This window comes from Burkholderia mycopellens, from assembly GCF_964265025.1.
In the GTDB taxonomy this organism is placed as follows: Bacteria; Pseudomonadota; Gammaproteobacteria; order Burkholderiales; family Burkholderiaceae; genus Burkholderia.
In genome coordinates, this window is sequence record NZ_OZ183803.1 from 940,266 (window position 1) to 960,189 (window position 19,924).

Genomic DNA, 19,924 nt, shown 5'->3' on the forward strand with positions numbered 1-19,924 from the left:
CGGCCGGATTAGATCGAACGCCCGTCGGCCGGATTATCCGGAAGACCTTTCGTCGATAGCTCAGGGAGAAGACATGCCACCTGGCTGCAATGCAGGCCCGTTGTCGCCCGGGTAACGGGGGTATTTTCAACGGCGCTGCATTTTGCGGTGGTTAATATATTCGCGAATTTCGATTCCGGAATGGGATGTCGATTTACGGCATGCCGTCCGGCGAGCTATCGAATATCGCAAGCCGGAAAGATGTAAGCATCGCTTTGGTATGTCGGGTAATGGTGTTTTCTGTGTAAGTCAAATGTTCATAAAAATAATAGAAAACACCTACCAAAAAATTGCGATAACTAAAAATCTCGAGGCTAAGCTTCGTATTGAAAAAATAGCAGGAAGCCGAATTTAAAAGGCATCGTGATTTATTGATTGGATAGTGATCCTTAATTGTTTGGATTGCTCAAGTCAGGAAGGTTGATGGCGTGCGATCTTCCTGACTCATTCCGTCCACGCCGTTTTGGAGTCGACCATGAAGAAGCTTCTGATTGCAGCAGCAGTTCTGGCGGTTTCGGGTGCAGCGTTCGCTGGCAGCGGCACTGTTTCGAGCAGCAGCTCGTCGAGCGGCGGCCAAACGATGGCAGGCGTTGCCGGCTTCGGCCATTTCACCGCAACCGATTCGGGCTCGGCACTCGGTGCAGCCGGCGCAGTGGCCGGTGGCCCGGGCAGCGGTTCGATCTCGTACACGAACCACACCCAATCGTCGTCGGTTAGCGGCTTCGGCTTCGGTGGCGCGCAAGCGGGTGGCGACAGCGGCGCGAATGCCGGTTCGATCGGCTGGACGACGCACCACTAAGCCGCGACGCGTAGCGTTCGTCATTGGCTGGCGGTACGGATGCCGGGTTCCGCTCGATGGGGGTTGACCCGGCTCCGCCACCGCCGAACTTACTCACAGCAAGGAATTGCTATGAAAGCCAAAGTCATTTTCGCGACAGCGCTCACCGTCTTATCGTCGGCTGCATTGGCAGCGGGTTCCTCCACGACCAACCAGACGCAATCCGTTGCGGCGGGTGTTTCCGGTTCGGTCCTGGTCGGCTCCGGCAGCTATACCAGCAATTCGACTTCGACGGCGGGCGCGAACGCGGGCAGTACGGTGACACCCGCTGGTTCCGCCGGCACGGCATCCGCCTTCCACAACACGACCTCGACGGCCAGCGGTTCGGGCACGAACGGGGGCGCGTTCGCGGCAGGCGGCGGTATCGGTGCCGCAGGCTCGTACGGTGGAAACAGCAGCACGAACGAGAACGCGAATGCGTTGTCGGGCGGGGTGAGCGCCACGATCGTCCTTGGTGCCAATCATTACACGGCTTCGAGTGCGAACGACCAGGGCGTTGCCAACGCGGGTGCCGCTGGGCTGACCGGCAGTGGTGGGTCAGGCGCGATCACGGGTTCGAATCACTACAACTCGTCGACCGTTTGGAGTACCGGTTCGGCCGGCTCACCGTCCGCATCGGGCGGAAGCCAGGGCAGTGCAAGTGCGACCGGAAGCAGTCATTAGTCAGGTGTGGGGGGACCAGTTTCACAGCGACGCTGGTCTCTTTTCCCCACATCGTTGTCACGTAAGGAGTTGGCATGAAGCAGAAACTGATTGCCGCCGCTCTGATGCTCGCGTCTCTGACGGCGTATGGCGCTGACCGTATTGCCAACGACGTGCAATCGAATTTGCAGACGTCAAACAACCCTGACCAGACAACCAAACCGTCAGAACAACAAACGCTTTCTTCGGGCAGTGCCATCGGCGGACCAGGCGCCCAGCAGTGGCAGGGCATGTCGGCCGGCTCATGGTCCCAGCTGGGTAACGGCTGGAAACAGTTCGGGGAAGCAGGCAAAGCTGAAGGGAATCAGGGGAATTAGTACGGTTGCCTGGGTGGGAGGTCAAACCTCGTCCGGAGAGTGAAATGAACAGCAACAAGATCAAGGTGGCATGCGCAGCGATGTTCGCGATGACCACGATCGGCGCCCAAGCGCAAACCGCCGATTCGACTTCGAGCGCACAGTCCTCGACGTCGTCGACGGCAGTCAGCCAGGGGGGCGGCTCGAGCATGAGCTCGAACACGAACACCACGAGCTCGCGCGGCGGCAACGCTACCAGCTCCAGCGGGGTTCACAGCAGCGGCAATTCAAGCGTGAACGTGAACGTGACGACGCCGTCCAGCACGAGTGGCGGCACGAACGTGACGCCGCAGTCGCTGCAGTCATCCGGCGCGCCCGGCACCAACCCGTACAACACCCAGTCGGCGGAAAACGTCAATTACTCGGGTACGCAGACGATCAAGACCAACCCCGCGATCCAGGCGCCGGGCCTCACGACCACGCTGTCCGATACCTGCATGGGGTCGGTGAGCGTCGGCGTGTCGTTCCCGGGGTTCGGCGCGACGGGCGGCACGACGCTGGTCGACCAGGCCTGCGTCCGGCGTCTCGATGCACGTGAATTCCGTGCGATGGGCCTGACCGACGTGGCGCTCGCGCTGCTCTGCCAGAGCGACGCGAACCGGCGTGCGGTGGAAGCGACCGGCCACCTGTGCCCGGGCACGACCGCGCCGCTCGCCCGTTCGAACGTGGCGCCGAGCGCAGAAGCGACGGTTGCCGACGACGTGAAGTATCGCGATCCGATCGTGCGCGACCGCATGGGCTTGCCGCCGCTGGGCGCTGCCGCGCCGGCGCCGGCGCAACCCCGTCCGGTGGCGACGACCTCGGTGCAGGCGGCACCCGTGTCGGTGCCGGTACCGGTGCCCGTGCCGTCGATGGCGCCGGTTGCCGCAGCACCGGCCGTCGCCGCACCGGCTGTCGCAGCTGCCGCACCGGCAGTGGCGGCGCCGGCTGTCGCAGCCGCACCGGCCGTCGCAGCCCCCGCCGTTGCAGCCGCGGCACCGGCCGCAGCAGCCGCGCCCGCGGTGGCTGCCGTGCCTGCTGTCGCCGCCGCGCCCGCGGCATCGGTCGTACCGGCGGCTGCGATCGCGGCCGTACCGGCTGCCGCCGTGATCGCCGCACCGGCAGTTGCGGACAAGGCATCGCCCGCACCTGCCGAGCCGGTCGCCGACACGAAGGCACCGGAGCTCGTGCCGCTAGTGGCCGACAAGGCGCCGGAGCCTGCACCGGCAGTCGCCGACAAGGCACCGGAGCCTGCGCCGGCAGTGGCCGACAAGGCCCCCGAGCCCGTGCAGCCCGTCGCCGACAAGGCGCCGGAGCCGATGCCGGCCGCGACTGACGACGCAGCGCAGGCCGCTGCCGCGCCGGCTGCGGACACGACGCCGGCCGCCGCCGTCGTCGCGGCGCCCGCGGCCGAGACCGCGATGCCCGCACCGGCAGCCGATGCGAAGGCTGTCGAACCGGCTCCGGTCGCCGCCGAAGCGCCCGCGCCGGAAGCCGCGCAGCCCGCCGCAGCCGCGGCGCCTGCCGACATGCCGGCTGCCGACGCGAAGGTGCCGGACGAAGCCGCTGCGCAGCCCGCCGCCATGCCGGCGTTGTCCGATCCGGCGCAAGGATTGCCGCCGGCACCGGTCGACCAGCAGGCTGCCCCGGCTGCCCCGGTCGTGCCGGCGCCGGCGGTCATTTCGACGAGCACGTCGTCGTAAGCACGCGGGTCGGACGCCCGTGCGACCGGAGCGCAGGTCGCACGGGCGTCGTTCGAACCCGAAGCCCGACGGTCGTTTCCTGTTTGACGGGTGTTGATCCCATCCCCGAGGTCAACACCTCTTTTTGCCTGACGAGGATGCAAGGAGGCCTCAATCATGAGGATCTTTTTCGTCGCTCTGTTGTTGTACAGCGCGCAAGCCGCCGCGCAGGCGGTATTCCAGAACCCGGCGGTCTTCGTGATCCTGGGCGAGCAGACCGCCGCGAACGCAGTGAGCGTCGAGCAGGCGCTGACGACACTCGGTCGTGCCGACAACACGGCGTGCGCGCCGATGGTGATGATCGGCGATCCGCAGATGATCTACATGATGCCGGAGGAAGGTCACGCACCGTCGTGGCGATCGCCGGTGTACGGCCGCGGCGCGCCGTTCGAAGCGCAGAACGGGCCGACGCCGACCGGCAAGACGATCGGCGCGATGCAGCATGCCGAGGATATGCAGACGCAGCCATGGAGCGACGGCAGCGCGATCACGCAGAAGATCGCCGGCGAGTCGAGCGTGACCGCGGCGGATCAGGTGAGCGGGTGGCAGCGCAACGGGCTCAACTCGATCGAGACGGCCCGTGCGGCGGAAGTGACGGTGAACGGCAAGACCTACCGGGCCTATCGTGACGATCTCAACGGTTCCACGAAGCCGGTCGTCGAGCCGCAAATCTACACGCAGCGCGTCGTTTTCTGCCGATAAGGAAACGTCAATCCGAGGACGGCCCGGCGCCGCGGGACCACGATGCCCCGCCCTGCGCGATCAGGCAACGGCCGTTTCGACCACCCATCCAAGCGACGAGGCCATCGTGAACTATTGCTGCCAGATCAGGGTGTCGGGCCCGCAGGATCTCGAACGCGAGGCGGGTATGGCGCCGTTCGTTGCCGTCCGGCGCAACCCTGTCGTACCGTCGCGGCCACTCGTCTATCTGTCGCAGCAGCACGATGCGGCGCTCGTCGACTGTCTCGCGTCGCGCGGCTGGGACGTGTGGCGCGCGAAAACCGTTGCGGACGCACTGAATCTCGTCAGGGCGAACCGTCAGCATGCAGGCATCATCGATTTCGGCAGCTTCGCGTCGCCCGACGCTATGTCGTTCGAGACGCTGCTGCGCGATCCGCGCGTCAGCTGGGTCGCGCTCGCCGACCATGAGCGGCTGCGGGATCTCACCATCGCGCGCCTGATTCGCCATTGCTGCTTCGACTACGTGCGCAGTGCGACCGCCTATACGACGATCGGCTATCTGGTCGGCCATGCATACGGGATGTTGAAACTCGCGGACGGCTGCCCGGACGGCGATGCGGCGCCCCTCGGCGGCACGATGATCGGCGCGTGCGACGCCATGCGCCGGCTGTTCGCGACGATCCGCAAGGTCGCGAACACGGACGCCACCGTATTCATCGCCGGCGAATCCGGCACAGGCAAGGAGCTGACGGCGGCGGCGATCCACCAGCAGTCGTCGCGCGCCGAGGCGCCATTCGTCGCCGTGAACTGCGCGGCCATTCCGTCGACGCTGCTGCAGGCCGAACTGTTCGGCCACGAGCGCGGCGCGTTCACGGGCGCGCACCAGCGCAAGATCGGCCGGATCGAGGCCGCGCACGGCGGCACGCTGTTTCTCGACGAGATCGGCGACATGCCGTTCGAAAGCCAGGCGAGCCTGCTGCGCTTCCTGCAGGAAGGCGCGATCGAGCGGCTCGGCGGGCACGCGTCGATTCCGGTGGACGTGCGGATCGTGTCGGCGACCCACGTCGATCTCGAGGCCGCGATGCAGGCGGGGCGGTTCCGTGCCGACCTGTACTACCGCCTGTGCGTGCTGCGCATCGACGAGCCGCCGCTGCGCGTGCGCGGCCGCGACATCATGCTGCTCGCCGACCACGTGCTGCGGCGCTATCGCGGTGACAGTTCGCACCGGATTCGCGGTTTCATGCCGTGCGCGATCGAAGCGATCTACAACTATCCGTGGCCCGGCAACGTGCGCGAGCTCATCAACCGGATCCGGTTCGCGGTCGTGATGACGAACGGTCCGATGATCTCGGCCGCCGATCTCGAACTGCACCCGTACACGTCGCGGCGGCCGCCGACGCTCGCGGAAGCGCGCCGGCAGGCCGAGCGGCACGCGATCGAGGAAACGCTGATGCGCCACCGCCACCAGCATGCGGACGTGGCGGCCGAGCTGGGCATCTCGCGCGCGACGCTGTATCGGCTGATGACCGCGCACGGGCTGCACGGCTGACGCGCCGCGGCGCACAGCCGCTCAAGACTGCGCGACGCCGGCCGTTAAGACAGGAAACGGCCCGTCCGGATCGCCGGTGCAGCAATGCACGCGCGGCCGGCACGCGGCGCATCACGCTTATCCGAGGTTACCGTGGCAGAGTGCAGTCACTGCGGCAGGACGTTCCTGGTCGGCGGGCGGTCGATCGACGGCCACCGCTATTGCCGTCCGGCGTGCGCGCAAGCGCATCCGATCGTCGTCGAGGCGCAACGGGTGCCCGACGCGAAGGTCTGGGAGTACGTGCACGACTGGCGTTACGGGCCGTGCCCGATCTGCCGTCGCGACGACCAGCCGGTCGATGTCCATGCGTCGCATCGCGTCGTGTCGCTGCTGTTCGTCACGCGCTGGGCGACGCGGCGCCATGTGTGCTGCCGGCGTTGCGGCCGCAGGAAGCAGGCGGTCGCGCTGCTTGCCTCGGCCGCGTTCGGCTGGTGGGGCGTGCCGTGGGGCCTCGTGCTGACGCCGATCCAGCTTGTGCGCAACGCGCTCGGGCTGGCCGCGCGCGATCCGGCGGTCGCGACGCAGCAGTTCGAGCAGCTCGTGCGGCGCAAGCTGGCGGCGCGCCGGCTGCGGCGCGCACGGCAGGGCGCCGGCGCCTGAGCGCGCGGCCCGGCGCGCCGGGCGCGATCAGGAGGCCGGCCGCTCGAAGCCCGAGGCGACCCAGCGCTCGGCGCCGGCCTTGCTGAGCTTGAATCCGGCCGACACCTTCGCTTCGGCCAGCAGCTCGCCATACGGATCGAATGCCTTGAGCTGCGCGTACGGCTCGAACTCGTCCGGCACGATGTCGAGCGTCACCGACACATCCTGGCCGTCGTCGCCCTGAACCGTCACCTCCTTGTGCAGCATCGCGCGCCGCTGCTGCTCGTGCCGCATCAGCACTTCGGTCGCGGTCTTCACGAGCGTGCGGAACGCGTTCGCGTCCATCGGCTTCGGGTTCTTCTTGTCGCGGCCCATGGTCCACGGCCCGACGAGCGCGGGCTCGGACTCGCCGTCCTTGATCATCTCGACGGCCCAGCCGTCGTCGTCTTCGTTCTTGATGATGCGGGCCGTCCAGCCGCTGTCGCGCCAGAGGCCGTCTTCGTGGATGGAGGTGTCGTCGGATTGCAGGTCGGAGTCGGTCATGAGGAAAGCGGGGGAGGTCGGGCAGCCGGCAAACGGGCGGTGGCGCGCGGCCGGCATCGGCGCGTCGCTCGCCGACGGTGGCCCGGCGCAGTATGCAAAGGCGTCGATTTTACCTGCTGGCCGGCCGCTTGGCCCACATGGCCCGCTACGCTGGCCATCCGGCCGATGTCCGCAGAGGCGGGCCGTCCGGTGTCGGGCGCTCGAACCGGCGCAAATATCAAACTCGTATTACGTCCCGGACGGCCGATCCCGATGCCGTCCGATATCCCGTTCGTGCGTGGCTTCATAGAATCGACGTTCGGGCTAAAAATAGCCTGAACGTTCTTTCAACGCCAAACCGGCCGTGCGCGTTCCGCGTCGCGCGGCCGATGAACCACCTGGAACTGCGCATGAGGAAATTCAATGTTCGCGTCGTTGTCGCATACGACTGGCCGTTGACGCTGGCCGGCATCGAGCAGGTCGCGGGGAGCGGCTGCTCGATCGAGATCGTCGCGGTCTACCGGAGCGTGGCCGAACTGGTCGCGACGCTCGGCAGCGTCGACTGCGATGTCGTGCTGGTCGACTATGCGATCCGAGGAGACGCGCAAATGGACAGCCTCGCGCTGTTCGGCTGGCTGCGGCGCACGCGTCCGAACGTCGGGATCGTCGCGCTGGTCGCGAACGAGAACCCGCTGATCTTCGGATCGATCCTCGCGATCGGCGGGGTGAGCATCGTCAGCAAGTTCGACGAGGTCGGCCATATCGTCACGTCCATTCATTCGAGCTATAGCGGCGGGTGCTACCGGTCGCCGCTCGTCAGGCGCGCGGTCGACGCATTCGGCGAGCGCGGCGACGCGCCCGTGAGGCTGTCGGCGCGCGAGATCGAGGTCATTCGCCTGTACCTGGCGGGGGTGCCGATCAAGACGATCGCGCAGCGCCTGAGCAAGGGCAAGCAGACGGTCAGCGCGCAGAAGATCAGTGCGATGAAGAAGCTCGGCGTGAGCAACGACGTCGAGCTGATCCAGCGAGCGGCGGGGCTGGGGCTGGGTGGGGCGTCGGGCATGTCGAGGGACGCTTGATGAACATTGCGTGATCACATATTGAGTCGGAGTGCGAATAAATATCGTACTGATCCTATAGACAAGAAAATTCTTACCGGCGAATGTCTACGGTCAGTCGACGCCTAAGGTATCCGAGCCTATGACCCAAAGAGAACATGCCGAATGTCCGTACTTCCTTCATTCATCGATCAAGCTCTATACGATGGTGCAGCAGCTACACGCGTCACCGATCGATTCACCTGAGGTGATCGATCCGACGTACAACGGCAACATGCGGATGATCTGTACGCGTGATCCGTTCATTTGCACCTACCTTTCTCCACTTGATGCGGTCATGGGTTCCCGAGCGCTCACGCGCAACGACGGCCATTTTTGGCCGATCGACTTTCGGCAAGTCGATACCCGTCATTTCATCGAGCAGCAAGGCCGATTGTCAGTCGCCGTGAACTATGCCTATGCGGCGACCGGAGGGCGTCTGGTTGTGTCCGATGCTGGACTCCCCCTGAGGGTCTACTTTGCTTCTTCCTTCGACGTGCCACTCGATCAACGCGACCATTTCACGATCCAATTTCCGGATGACGTGGTCGAGCGAATCGAAATTGCCTATCAGCGCGCCGGGTTATCCGGGTTCGGCGCAACGCATTGACGCAATGCGCACGTGGACGGCCGAGCAGATAGCCGACGCAGAGGCCGAAGCACTGACATGCAAGCCACCGACGATTGCAATTACCGGGGCCGCAGTCGATCAATACGCGATCTACGATCCCGAATCCGGCGAATGGATCGTTACCGATTTCGATTGAGGACACACCATGAGCAAACGAGTAATCAGAGTTGGCGACATGACGACGACGGGCGGAATCGTCGTCGAAGGCACGTCGTCCATCGTCGTTAGCGACAGGCTCGCCGCGTTAAACGGCGATAGGGCGACGTGCGGAAATTGCGAAGGTATGTTCGCCATCGCCGGGAGTGCTGTCAGCGTTATCTCATCTAACCGATGCGTTGCGGTTGAAGGCGACCCGGTACTTTGTCCGTGCGGGAAAAACCGATTAATCGCAGGTGCCGAATGCACATTTTTCATTGGCGGGGACGGCGGCCGCAATGACGCGATGCCGTACTTCGGTAACGTCGCATACTCCCCCGAGCGGTTCGCGCCCGCTCGCGGCACCCACGACGATCAATTCGTCATCCGCGACGTTCGAACGAAGGAACCGTTAAGTAACGTGCGCTATTGGATCAAAGATCGATCTGGAAACGTGCTTGCATCCGGTGTGAGCGATGGGCGGGGTTGTACCGAGCGTGTGCGAACCGAGCGCGCGCAGACGTTGACGCTTGTAATCGAGGATTAAGGGGATGGGGAACCAAACCACCGTCGCTGAGACGACGAACACCATTGCAGGATCGCAGACGTTCGCGGATGTTGACCTACGACCGATCTGCGAGAACATGACCAACTCAGAATTTCGGGCCGTCTTTGCGACGGCGCAGGTTACGGCCGTTGAGAAGCTAGGCGCACGCATCACCGCATTGCAAAGATGGTCGCAGGATGAAAGAAATCGCGTGTCCAAGTGGTTCGGTCGTAACGACGAAACCACGCGCATGCGCCTACTTACCGGCCTAACAAAAGTGCTTGCCGTGGTACGTGGGTTCAACGAACACAATGTCGTCCGTAGCGGCAGCGCGGGCGATCTGGCGACAGGCTGCACTCCTCACCCGCGAGGGACGGAAAACGAAGCCGCTCACGTATGCGCGCCGGACACGGCAACGCATACGATTGCAATCAGCGCGCGATTTTGCACGATGCGCCCGTGGACGGATGGCGCTGATTCTCACGTATCAACTATCATCCACGAAGCTACGCATTTTCACGACACCATGTCTTCCACTGACGACAAATACACCATCACACCGTTTCTAGCGCCTTGGGGCCGGTCGAATCCTGACTTGGCAATTAACAACGCCGATAGCATTGCGGGGTACGTTGTCGATGGCGATGACTAAATTCGCAGTTGCCGCCGCGCTCGCGTTGACCTGCGTACACGCATCCGCCACATGTGACGACGCATCGAACATGCCCGCCCACTACATCGACATTGTGTTCGATACGGATTCGAGCGCAATTTCGCCGGCCGAGCTATCACGGTTGTCCGAATGGTCGATCGACATGCACAAGCGCTTTCCGATCATCGATACCGTGTGGTTGAACGGGTTGGCCGAACGGACCGAACATGACGCACAACAGCTTGCGACGCGACGAGCCGAAAGCGTGATGTCGGTCTTGGATCAATATTCGATCCACGGCGAGAATCGCGCCTTAGCTGGCAAAACCTTCAAGCCGGACAAGTTTGGTCAATCCGGGCGACGCGTCGAGGTCAACGTTAGTCCGGGGTGCCCGAATCACTGCTGCCCGAACCTGAACCCCGTACCGAAGACGCAGTGACCTACCACGGGACACCAACACAAGCTCGCGCAATGCGGGCTTTCTTGTTCCTGCTTTTCCAGTGCCACCGACCACGATTGAGAGAATGCGTGGATGGTGGTTCCCCAAACATCCAGACATCGGAACCCGTCACCCAGCACCGAACATCGTTACCGAGAGGGCCGAGCAATGAAACGACGCATTGCAGTTGTGGGCGACACGTTGTCAACAGGTGGACAGGTTCTGGCAGGCTGTTGAAATTGGGAACGATGTAAACGGGCTTTGCGGGCGGTGCGTTAGAGATAACGTGTTCATGGTCTTGGTCGGAGGGGGGCGATGCGTGGAATGGACGAGATGCAAGAGCCGCTGTTCACGACGGTGAAACTGAAAGACTTCGTGCCGGCCGATCACCCGTTGCGGCCACTGCGGCTGCTGGTCAATCAAGCGCTGAAGCGACTCAACGGACTGTTCGGCAAGCACATGCGTTTATATGCGTGGCGACGTGGATAATGGGCGGCGCGTGGAAATTTCCTTCCTGCCCGATTGCCCAACAAGTGCTGCGCAGCGAATTGATATTGCGGGGCGCTGATAGATGCGCTCGACGTGCAGACAAGAGGACATCCCGATCGATGCCGATCGAGCGTGCGGGCCACGCGCAGGAAAACCGGGCCCGCACGCTTTCAAGTCCTACGCCGGCAACGCGAACCGCGTCACCGCATCCCGCAACGCCTCGGCCTGATCGCGCAGCGAATGCGCGGCGGCCGCTGCTTGTTCGACGAGGGCCGCGTTCTGCTGCGTCACCTGGTCCATCTCGCCCACCGCGCGATTGACCTGCTCGATCCCGGCGCTCTGTTCGCGCGACGCATGGCTGATCTCGTCGAGGATCTCGTTCACGCGCCGCACCGACTGCACGATCTCGGCCATCGTCTCGCCCGCGTGCGTGACGAGCGCCGCGCCTTGCTCGACGGTCTCGTTCGACGACACGATCAGCGACTTGATCTCCTTCGCGGCCGTCGCCGAGCGTTGCGCGAGCGAGCGTACCTCGGCCGCGACCACCGCGAAGCCGCGGCCCTGTTCGCCCGCCCGCGCGGCTTCGACCGCCGCATTCAGCGCGAGGATGTTGGTCTGGAACGCGATCCCGTCGATCACGCCGATGATGTCGCCGATCTTGTGCGAGCGGCCGGTGATCTCGTTCATCGTGCGCACGACGTCGTCGACCACCGCGCTGCCGCGCGTCGCGACCTGCGCGGCCTGGCCGGCGAGCGACGCGGCCTGCGCGGCGCTGTCCGCGTTCTGCTTCACGTTCGCGGTCATCTGGTCCATGCTCGACGCGGTCTGCACGAGCGCGGCGGCCTGTTCCTCGGTGCGCTGCGACAGGTCCGTGTTGCCGGACGCGATCTCGCTCGCGCCGACGTTGATGTTCTCGGTGCCCATCCGCACACGCGACACCATGTCGATCAGCCCGACCTGCATCGTGTGCAGCGCGTGCAGCAGGCTGCCGCGATCGTCTTGCTTCACGATGACGCGCGCGGTCAGGTCGCCCTGCGCGATGCGTTGCGCGGCGTCGAGCGCCACTTCCAGTTCGCCGCCGAGGTTCGCGCGCACGCTTTTCAGCACCAGCACCATCACGGCGGTCGCGATCCCGCCGAGCACGGTCGTCATCGCGAGCCAGCGGCCGACGCTTTCGAGCACGGCCGAGCGCACGTCGTTCATGTACATGCCGGTCACGAGATACCAGTCCCACGGCGCGAAGCGCTGCACCGCGCTGGTTTTCTCCTGCGGCTTGTCGGCGCCCGGTTTCGGCCACAGATACTCGACGAAGCCCTTGCCGCCTTCCATGTTGCCGGCCTTCACGATCTCGACGAACAGGTGCTTGCCGTTCGGATCGGTGAAATTCGACACGTCCTTGCCGTTGAGCTCGGACTTGATCGGATGCATGACGATCACCGGCTTCGAGTCGTTGACGGAGATGTAGCCGTCGGCGCTGGAGCGCATCGCGGCGATCGCCTCGAGCGCCTTCTGCTTCGCGTCGGCTTCCGGCAGCGCGTTCTGCTGAGACAGCTTGTAGTAATGGTCGGCCACGCTCGCAGCCTGAGCGACCAGCGACGCGAGCTGGTCGCGGCGGTCCGTGATCATCGATGTGCGCGTCTGCCATGCGCCGAGCCCGGCGATCACGAGCAAGCCGAGCCAGAGGATGACGATCATCGAGGCGAGTTTCTGATTCAGGGAAAGGTTGCGCATGGTGTGTGGTCGGTCGGTCGTGGAAGCTCGCCTTGACGGCGTGACGGGATAAGTGTCTTGTCGGCGCCCGACGTGCGTCGCCGTAGACGGGTTATCCCTAGGAACCGATACCGTAGACGCATGCCTTTGATGCCGACAAGGGTATCTATGCATATGCATAACGGGTGTCGCTATACTCACGGGGCGATGGCGCGTGCGCCGCACGTCCGGCTTGGCGGCTCGGCGGCGAATGAAACCGAAAGGAGGTAACGATGCGAATTCTGGTGGTAGGGGCCGGCGCGGTCGGCGGATATTTCGGCGGCCGGCTGGCCGCGGCGGGACGCGACGTGACGTTCCTGGTGCGGGACGGCCGTGCGGCCGCGCTGGCGCGCGACGGGCTGCTGATCCGCAGCCCGCGCGGCGACCTGACACTCGCGAACGTGCAGACCGTGCGCGCGGGCGACGCGGGTGCCGGCGTCGCACCGTTCGACCTCGTGCTGCTGAGCTGCAAGGCGTACAGCCTCGACGACGCGATTCTGTCGTTCGCGCCGTTCGTCGGCCCGCAGACGCTGATCCTGCCGATGCTCAACGGGATGCGTCATCTCGACGTGCTGCGCGACCGGTTCGGCGCCGCGCAGGTGCTCGGCGGGCTGTGCGTGATCGCGGCGACGCTCGATCGCGAGCAGCGCATCGTGCACCTCAACGACACGCACGGGGTCACCTTCGGCGAACTCGCGGGCGGCGAGTCGCCGCGTGTGCGGGCGCTGGCCGAGGTGCTCGGCGGTGCGGGTTTCGACGCGACGCTCAGCGACAACGTGGTCGCGCGGATGTGGGAAAAGTGGGTGTTCCTCGCGACGCTCGCCGCGAGCACGTCGCTGTTCCGCGGCTCGGTGGGCGACATTCTCGCCGCGCCGGACGGCCGCCGCCTGCTCGAGACGATGCTCGGCGAATGCAGCGCGATTGCCGAGCACAACGGCCACCGGCCCGACCCGGCCTCCATCGAGCGGATGCAGCGGATGGTGCTGACGCCGTCGCCGCTGACCGCGTCGATGCTGCGCGACGTCGAGAACCATGCGCGCGTCGAAGCCGATCACGTGATCGGCGACCTGCTCGCGCGCCGCGACCCGCAGGCGGCCGATGCGCTGTCGCTGCTGCGGATCGCGTACAACCACCTGAAGGCATACGAAGTGCGCATGGCGCGCGAGCACGCGGCCGCGTAAGCCCCGGGCCGGGCGGTCGCCCGGCCGTTCCGCGCTGCACAAATTTGCCGTCCGGCGCCGTATCTGGTCGGAACGCGCAAAAAAGTATCGGAAATCAGGCGTAAAGTTGGTGGAGCCGCGCGCCCGATCGACCTACATTGCTTCCCATGCGACCGGTCGCGTCGCCGCCTGGAATACGCGGCGCACGCGCGCAACGAACCGGCCAGCGAGACATGGGAATGGAGACGCCAGCAATGATGCACCCCGATCTGGAAGTGGTCGACGTGCGACGTGACGAGTCGTTCAAGGTCTGGTCGCACGGCTATCCGTATCGCACGATCCGCTGGCACTTCCATCCCGAATTCGAACTGCACCTGATCGTCGCGACGCGCGGCAAATATTTCGTCGGCGATCACATCGGCTCGTTCGGCCCCGGCCATCTCGTGCTGCTCGGCCCGAACCTGCCGCACAACTGGGTCAGCGACATGGCCGAAGGCGAAACCGTCGAGCGCCGCAATCTCGTGATCCAGTTCGACCCGGCGTTCGTGCGCCACTGCATGGACGCATTTCCCGAATGCCGCGACGCGCAGGCGCTGCTCGACGATGCGCGGCGCGGGGTCGGCTTCGACGCGGCGACCAGCGCCGCGATCGCGCCGCTGTTCGACGAACTGCTGGCCGCGCGCGGCATGCGCCGTATCGCGCTGTTCATGACGATCCTCGAACGGCTTTGCGGGGCGGCCGAACGCACGCTGCTCGCGAGCCCCGCGTACGACCAGGCCGACGTCACGCCGACGCGGCTCAGCCATGCGCTGTCCTACATCGGCAAGCACCTCGCGTCCGAGCTGCGGGAATCCGATCTCGCGCAACTGACCGGGCAGAGCGTCAGCGCATTCTCGCGTGCGTTCCACCGCCAGACGGGCATGCCGTTCGTGCAGTACGTGAATCGCCTGCGGATTGAGTCCGCGTGCCAGATGCTGCTCGCCGACGACGCGAGCATCACCGACATCTGCTTCCAGGCCGGCTTCAACAACGTGTCGAACTTCAACCGCCAGTTCCGCGCGGTGAAGGGGATGGCGCCGTCCGAATTCCGCGCGCTGCAGCGGCTGAATGCGCGCAGCCGCGAGCTCGCGCTGCACGCGGCGCCCACCGGCAATCCGCTGCCGCCGCGCGTCGTCACGCCCGGCGTTCCCGCGCGCGCGCCGCAGCCCGGATGATCGCCGGGCCGTTGGCCGCCTGAGTTTCCCCCGCCGTTTTACCCAGCCGATCGCGCCGCTCACGTCGCGAGGGGCTCGTCCAACCACGAAAAAGCTGCACATAAATGGAGACACCGTCATGACGCACGCATCGCACGCTTCATCATTCAGCCGCGCCGCCCGGATCGCGGCCCTCGCCGCGTTCGCGGCCTTGCTACCCGCCGCCGCCGCGCACGCTGCACCGCTGCGGATCGGCATGACGTTCCAGGAGCTGAACAACCCGTATTTCGTGACGATGCAGAAAGCGCTGAACGATGCGGCTGCGTCGATCGGCGCGCAGGTCGTCGTCACCGACGCGCATCACGACGTCAGCAAGCAGGTGAGCGACGTCGAGGACATGCTGCAGAAGAAGATCGACATCCTGCTCGTGAACCCGACCGATTCGACCGGCATCCAATCGGCGATCACGCAGGCGAAGAAGGCCGGCGCGGTGGTGGTGGCCGTCGATGCGAACGCGAACGGCCCGGTCGATTCGTTCGTCGGCTCGAAGAACTACGACGCGGGCCTGATGTCGTGCGACTACCTCGCGAAGGCGATCGGCGGCAGCGGCGAAGTCGCGATCCTCGACGGCATTCCGGTCGTGCCGATTCTCGAACGCGTGCGCGGCTGCAAGGCCGGGCTCGCGAAATACCCGAACGTAAAGCTGGTCGATACGCAGAACGGCAAGCAGGAGCGGGCGACCGCGCTGTCGGTCACGGAGAACCTGATCTCCGCGCATCCGAACCTGAAGGGCATCTTCAGCGTGAACGACGGCGGTTCGATGGGGGCGCTCGCGGCCATCGAGGGTTCCGGCAAGGACATCAAGCTGACGAGCGTCGACGGCGCTCCCGAGGCAATCGCCGCGATCCAGAAGCCGAATTCGAAATTCATCGAGACGACCGCGCAGTTCCCGGCCGACCAGGTGCGCATCGCGCTCGGCATCGCGATCGCGCGCAAGTGGGGCGCGACGGTACCGAAGGCGATTCCCGTCGACGTGAAGGTGGTCGATCGCGGCAACGCGAAGGGCTTCAGCTGGTGAACGACGTGCGATGCGACGCGAAGGGCGGCGGCATGGCCGGCGCCCTTCGCACGGAGAAGCCGATGGACACGATACTCAGGCTCAGCCACATCACGAAAAGCTTTCCGGGCGTGAAGGCGCTGTCCGGCATTGATCTCGAGATCGCGCGCGGCGAGATCCACGCGCTGCTCGGCGAGAACGGCGCGGGCAAGTCGACGCTGATGAAGATCCTGTGCGGCATTCATCAGCCGGATACCGGCACGATCGAGATCGATGGCGCCACACGCCATTTCGCGGACTATCGCGACGCGGTCGCGGCGGGCGTCGGCATCGTGTTCCAGGAATTCAGCCTGATCCCGCACCTCGACGCCGTCGACAACCTGTTCCTCGGCCGCGAGTGGCGCACCCGCTGGGGCGCACGCGACCGCAAGCGGATGCGCCGCGCGGCGGCCGGCATCTTCGCGCGGCTCGGCGTGGCGATCGATCTCGATGCGCCGATCCGCGCGCTGTCGGTCGCGCAGCAACAGTTCGTCGAGATCGGCAAGGCGCTGTCGCTCGACGCGCGCATCCTGATCCTCGACGAGCCGACCGCCACGCTCACGCCGGCCGAGGCCGAGCACCTGTTCGCGATCATGCGCGAGCTGAAGCGGCAGGGCGTCGCGATGATCTTCATCTCTCATCACCTCGACGAGATTTTCGCGGTGTGCGACCGCATCACGGTGCTGCGCGACGGCCAGTACGTGGCGACGACCGACGTCGCGCGCACGGACGTCGAACAGCTCGTGCGGATGATGGTCGGCCGCCGGATCGAAAGCAGCTTTCCGCCGAAGCCGGCGCGCGCGGCCGATGCGCCGAGGCTGCTGGAAGTCGATGCACTGCAGATCGAGCGCGGCGGCCCGGTGAACCGCTTCACGCTGCATGCCGGCGAGATCCTTGGCTTCGCGGGGCTGGTCGGCTCGGGCCGCACGGAAACCGCGCTCGCGGTGATCGGCGCGACGCGTGCGCATCGCAAGGACGTGCGCGTGCGCGGCGCGGCGGCGAAGCTCGCCGATCCGGCCGACGCGCTGCGCGCGGGTATCGGCATCCTGCCGGAAAGCCGCAAGACGGAAGGACTCGTCACGTCGTTTTCGATCCGCGACAACATCTCGCTGAACAACCTCGGCAAGTACCGGTCGATGCGCTGGTTGATCGACCGTCGCGGCGAGGCGCGCGCGACGCATGACGTGATGCGGCGCGTCGGCGTAAAGGCGCCGTCGATCCATACCGAGGTCGCGACGCTGTCCGGCGGCAATCAGCAGAAGGTCGTGATCGCGCGCTGGCTGAACCATCACACGTCGGTGCTGATCTTCGACGAGCCGACGCGCGGCATCGACGTCGGCGCGAAAGCCGAAATCTACGGGCTGATGCGCGAACTCACCGCGCGCGGCTACGCCATCATCATGATCTCGTCCGAGTTGCCGGAAATCGTCGGCATGTGCGATCGCGTCGCCGTGTTCCGGCAGGGCCGCATCGAGGCGACGCTCGAAGGCGACGAGATCGATCCCGACACGGTCATGACCTATGCCACGGCCGGCACGCGAGGAGCGACCCATGAACCTGCCTGATTCTTCTTCCACGCCTTCCACGACGTTCGCGGCGACCGACGGAAACGGCGACACACCGCCGCCGCGCGCGATGTGGGCGCAGCTGCGGCGCTCGACGCTGTTCTATCCGCTCGTCGGCCTGATCGTCGTGTGCATCGCGATGATGATCGCGAGCCCGAGCTTCCTGTCCGCCGCGAACCTGGAAAACGTGCTGCGACAGGTGTCGATCAACGCGATCATCGCGGTCGGCATGACCTGCGTGATCCTGACCGGCGGCATCGACCTGTCGGTCGGCTCGGTGATGGCGTTGTCGGGCACGCTGGCGGCCGGGTTGATGGTGGCGGGCGTGAACGCGGTTGCCGCGCTCGCGATCGGCATCGCGGTCGGCCTTGGTTTCGGCATCCTGAACGGCGTGTTCGTCGCGTTCGCGGGCATGCCGCCGATCATCGTCACGCTCGCGACGATGGGCATCGCGCGCGGCCTGGCATTGATCTACACGGGCGGCTATCCGATCGACGGCTTGCCCGACTGGGTCGCGTTCTTCGGTAGCGGCAAGGTGCTCGGCATCCAGGCGCCGGTGCTGATCATGCTGGTGGTGTACGCGATCGCATGGCTGCTGCTCGACCGGATGCCGTTCGGCCGCTACGTGTATGCGATCGGCGGCAACGAACAGGCGACGTGGCTCACCGGCGTGCGTGTCGCACGCGTGAAGCTGATCGTCTACACGCTGGCCGGGCTCACGTCGGCGCTCGCCGCGATCGTGCTGACCGGGCGGCTGATGAGCGGTCAGCCGAACGCCGGCGTGGGCTTCGAGCTCGACGCGATCGCCGCCGTCGTGATGGGCGGCACGTCGATCTCCGGCGGGCGCGGCGCGATCCTCGGCACGCTGGTCGGCGCGCTGCTGCTCGGCGTGCTCAACAACGGGCTGAACATGATCGGCGTGAACCCGTATGTGCAGAACGTGATCAAGGGCGGAATCATCCTGCTTGCGATCTATATCAGCCGCGAACGGTCGCGGTAACGACCGATTCATCAGGTATCCGGATCATCAACGAAAGAGACAACCCATGACGACACCCGAAGCCCCGCCGCGGATGACCGCGGTCGTTTGCCACGGCCCCGAGGACTATCGCGTCGAACAGGTCGCGAAGCCGCGCCCCGGCGCGAACGAACTCGTGATCCGCATCGCCGCATGCGGGATCTGCGCGAGCGACTGCAAGTGCTATACGGGCGCGAAGATGTTCTGGGGCGGCCCGAGCCCGTGGGTAAAGGCGCCCGTGATTCCCGGCCACGAATTCTTCGGCCATGTCGAAGCGCTCGGCGACGGCGCGGACGAGCATTTCGGCGTGGCGTTGGGCGACCGCGTGATCGCCGAGCAGATCGTGCCGTGCGGCAAGTGCCGCTATTGCAAGTCGGGGCAGTACTGGATGTGCGAGGTGCACAACATCTTCGGCTTCCAGCGCGACGTGGCCGACGGCGGGATGGCTGAATACATGCGCATTCCGCCGACCGCGATCGTCCACAAGATTCCGCTCGGCGTGTCGCTCGAGGATGCCGCGATCATCGAGCCGCTGTCGTGCGCGATCCATACGGTGAACCGGGGCGACGTCCAGCTCGACGATGTGGTCGTGATCGCGGGCGCGGGCCCGCTCGGGCTGATGATGACCCAGGTCGCGCACCTGAAGACGCCGAAGAAGCTCGTCGTGATCGACCTGATCGACGAACGGCTCGAACTCGCGCGCGAGTACGGCGCCGACGTGACGATCAACCCGAAGCGCGACGACGCGCGCGAGATCGTCCGGTCGCTCACCGACGGCTACGGCTGCGACGTCTACATCGAGACGACCGGCGCGCCGGTCGGCGTGAGCCAGGGGCTCGACCTGATCCGCAAGCTCGGCCGCTTCGTCGAATTCAGCGTGTTCGGCGAGGATGCAACGGTCGACTGGTCGATCATCGGCGATCGCAAGGAACTCGACGTGCGCGGTGCGCACCTGGGGCCGTACTGCTATCCGATCGCGATCGACCTGCTCGCGCGCGGGCTCGTCACGTCGAAAGGCATCGTCACGCACGATTTCGCGCTCGAGGACTGGGACGATGCGATCCGCGTCGCGAAATCGCCCGAATCGATCAAGGTGCTGCTGAAGCCGGCCCGCTGACGGCCGGCGT

General features: G+C 65.5%; 21 protein-coding genes and 1 pseudogene. 20 read left to right on the forward strand and 2 right to left on the reverse strand.

What is annotated here, in order from left to right:
- Positions 1 to 514: 514 nt before the first annotated feature.
- The 7 genes from ACPTTC_RS22480 to ACPTTC_RS22510 all read left to right on the forward strand — a co-directional run bounded on the left by ACPTTC_RS22480 (position 515) and on the right by ACPTTC_RS22510 (position 6,525).
- Positions 515 to 838: a hypothetical protein gene (locus ACPTTC_RS22480; RefSeq protein WP_423393965.1), complete on the forward strand. Its 324-nt coding sequence runs from the start codon at positions 515 to 517 to the stop codon at positions 836 to 838.
- Between the two features lie 111 nt (positions 839 to 949).
- A complete protein-coding gene (locus tag ACPTTC_RS22485) occupies positions 950 to 1,540 on the forward strand; it encodes a hypothetical protein (protein ID WP_226195811.1) in 591 nt (196 codons plus the stop codon).
- 74 nt (positions 1,541 to 1,614) lie between these two features.
- A complete protein-coding gene (locus ACPTTC_RS22490; RefSeq protein WP_423393966.1) occupies positions 1,615 to 1,896 on the forward strand; it encodes a hypothetical protein in 282 nt (93 codons plus the stop codon).
- A 44-nt stretch (positions 1,897 to 1,940) separates the two neighbouring features.
- Positions 1,941 to 3,617: a chemotaxis protein CheA gene (locus tag ACPTTC_RS22495; protein ID WP_423393967.1), complete on the forward strand. Its 1,677-nt coding sequence runs from the start codon at positions 1,941 to 1,943 to the stop codon at positions 3,615 to 3,617.
- Positions 3,618 to 3,773: 156 nt separating this feature from the next.
- On the forward strand, positions 3,774 to 4,358 hold the full coding sequence (locus tag ACPTTC_RS22500; protein ID WP_226195809.1) for a hypothetical protein: 585 nt from the start codon (positions 3,774 to 3,776) through the stop codon (positions 4,356 to 4,358).
- Between the two features lie 166 nt (positions 4,359 to 4,524).
- Positions 4,525 to 5,886: a sigma 54-interacting transcriptional regulator gene (locus ACPTTC_RS22505; RefSeq protein WP_423395699.1), complete on the forward strand. Its 1,362-nt coding sequence runs from the start codon at positions 4,525 to 4,527 to the stop codon at positions 5,884 to 5,886.
- A 132-nt stretch (positions 5,887 to 6,018) separates the two neighbouring features.
- On the forward strand, positions 6,019 to 6,525 hold the full coding sequence (locus ACPTTC_RS22510; RefSeq protein WP_175968804.1) for a hypothetical protein: 507 nt from the start codon (positions 6,019 to 6,021) through the stop codon (positions 6,523 to 6,525).
- A gap of 27 nt (positions 6,526 to 6,552) precedes the next feature.
- Here ACPTTC_RS22510 and ACPTTC_RS22515 read toward each other — a convergent pair whose 3' ends face one another.
- A complete protein-coding gene (locus ACPTTC_RS22515; RefSeq protein ID WP_226195808.1) occupies positions 6,553 to 7,047 on the reverse strand; it encodes a hypothetical protein in 495 nt (164 codons plus the stop codon).
- A gap of 389 nt (positions 7,048 to 7,436) precedes the next feature.
- Here ACPTTC_RS22515 and ACPTTC_RS22520 point away from each other — a divergent pair, with 389 nt between their 5' ends.
- The 7 genes and pseudogenes from ACPTTC_RS22520 to ACPTTC_RS22550 form a co-directional block, all read left to right on the forward strand.
- A complete protein-coding gene (locus ACPTTC_RS22520; RefSeq protein WP_423393968.1) occupies positions 7,437 to 8,105 on the forward strand; it encodes a LuxR C-terminal-related transcriptional regulator in 669 nt (222 codons plus the stop codon).
- Positions 8,106 to 8,226: 121 nt separating this feature from the next.
- The gene (locus ACPTTC_RS22525) at positions 8,227 to 8,733 is read left to right on the forward strand and encodes a hypothetical protein (RefSeq protein WP_423393969.1); all 507 of its coding nucleotides are present in this window, start codon (positions 8,227 to 8,229) and stop codon (positions 8,731 to 8,733) included.
- A 4-nt stretch (positions 8,734 to 8,737) separates the two neighbouring features.
- Positions 8,738 to 8,890 (forward strand): hypothetical protein, encoded by a 153-nt coding sequence (locus ACPTTC_RS22530; RefSeq protein ID WP_423393970.1) that lies wholly within the window; start codon positions 8,738 to 8,740, stop codon positions 8,888 to 8,890.
- Positions 8,891 to 8,899: 9 nt separating this feature from the next.
- Positions 8,900 to 9,436: a PAAR domain-containing protein gene (locus ACPTTC_RS22535; protein WP_423393971.1), complete on the forward strand. Its 537-nt coding sequence runs from the start codon at positions 8,900 to 8,902 to the stop codon at positions 9,434 to 9,436.
- 4 nt (positions 9,437 to 9,440) lie between these two features.
- Entirely contained in the window at positions 9,441 to 10,088 is a 648-nt protein-coding gene (locus ACPTTC_RS22540) for a M35 family metallo-endopeptidase (RefSeq protein WP_423393972.1), read from the forward strand.
- Between the two features lie 70 nt (positions 10,089 to 10,158).
- A complete protein-coding gene (locus ACPTTC_RS22545) occupies positions 10,159 to 10,527 on the forward strand; it encodes a hypothetical protein (protein WP_423393973.1) in 369 nt (122 codons plus the stop codon).
- A 324-nt stretch (positions 10,528 to 10,851) separates the two neighbouring features.
- Positions 10,852 to 10,980: pseudogene (locus tag ACPTTC_RS22550) on the forward strand (IS5/IS1182 family transposase); the annotation flags it as partial.
- Between the two features lie 213 nt (positions 10,981 to 11,193).
- On the opposite strand, the gene ACPTTC_RS22555 reads toward ACPTTC_RS22550, so the two are convergent.
- Complete coding sequence (locus ACPTTC_RS22555; RefSeq protein ID WP_423393974.1) at positions 11,194 to 12,747, reverse strand: methyl-accepting chemotaxis protein; 1,554 nt, start codon at positions 12,745 to 12,747, stop codon at positions 11,194 to 11,196.
- A gap of 251 nt (positions 12,748 to 12,998) precedes the next feature.
- Between ACPTTC_RS22555 and panE the strand changes: the two genes are divergently transcribed.
- The 6 genes from panE (at position 12,999) to ACPTTC_RS22585 (ending at position 19,914) form a co-directional block, all read left to right on the forward strand.
- The gene (gene panE / locus ACPTTC_RS22560) at positions 12,999 to 13,946 is read left to right on the forward strand and encodes a 2-dehydropantoate 2-reductase (RefSeq protein WP_423393975.1); all 948 of its coding nucleotides are present in this window, start codon (positions 12,999 to 13,001) and stop codon (positions 13,944 to 13,946) included.
- Between the two features lie 233 nt (positions 13,947 to 14,179).
- Positions 14,180 to 15,139 carry an AraC family transcriptional regulator gene (locus ACPTTC_RS22565; protein WP_423393976.1) on the forward strand — a complete coding sequence of 320 codons (960 nt, stop codon included), beginning with the start codon at positions 14,180 to 14,182 and terminating at the stop codon, positions 15,137 to 15,139.
- A gap of 118 nt (positions 15,140 to 15,257) precedes the next feature.
- On the forward strand, positions 15,258 to 16,196 hold the full coding sequence (locus ACPTTC_RS22570; protein ID WP_423393977.1) for a substrate-binding domain-containing protein: 939 nt from the start codon (positions 15,258 to 15,260) through the stop codon (positions 16,194 to 16,196).
- A 62-nt stretch (positions 16,197 to 16,258) separates the two neighbouring features.
- Complete coding sequence (locus ACPTTC_RS22575; protein ID WP_423393978.1) at positions 16,259 to 17,779, forward strand: sugar ABC transporter ATP-binding protein; 1,521 nt, start codon at positions 16,259 to 16,261, stop codon at positions 17,777 to 17,779.
- Positions 17,766 to 18,779 carry an ABC transporter permease gene (locus ACPTTC_RS22580; protein ID WP_423393979.1) on the forward strand — a complete coding sequence of 338 codons (1,014 nt, stop codon included), beginning with the start codon at positions 17,766 to 17,768 and terminating at the stop codon, positions 18,777 to 18,779. The genes ACPTTC_RS22575 and ACPTTC_RS22580 overlap by 14 nt, the downstream gene beginning before the upstream one ends.
- A gap of 46 nt (positions 18,780 to 18,825) precedes the next feature.
- Complete coding sequence (locus ACPTTC_RS22585) at positions 18,826 to 19,914, forward strand: alcohol dehydrogenase catalytic domain-containing protein (RefSeq protein WP_423393980.1); 1,089 nt, start codon at positions 18,826 to 18,828, stop codon at positions 19,912 to 19,914.
- The last annotated feature ends 10 nt before the right edge of the window (positions 19,915 to 19,924 follow it).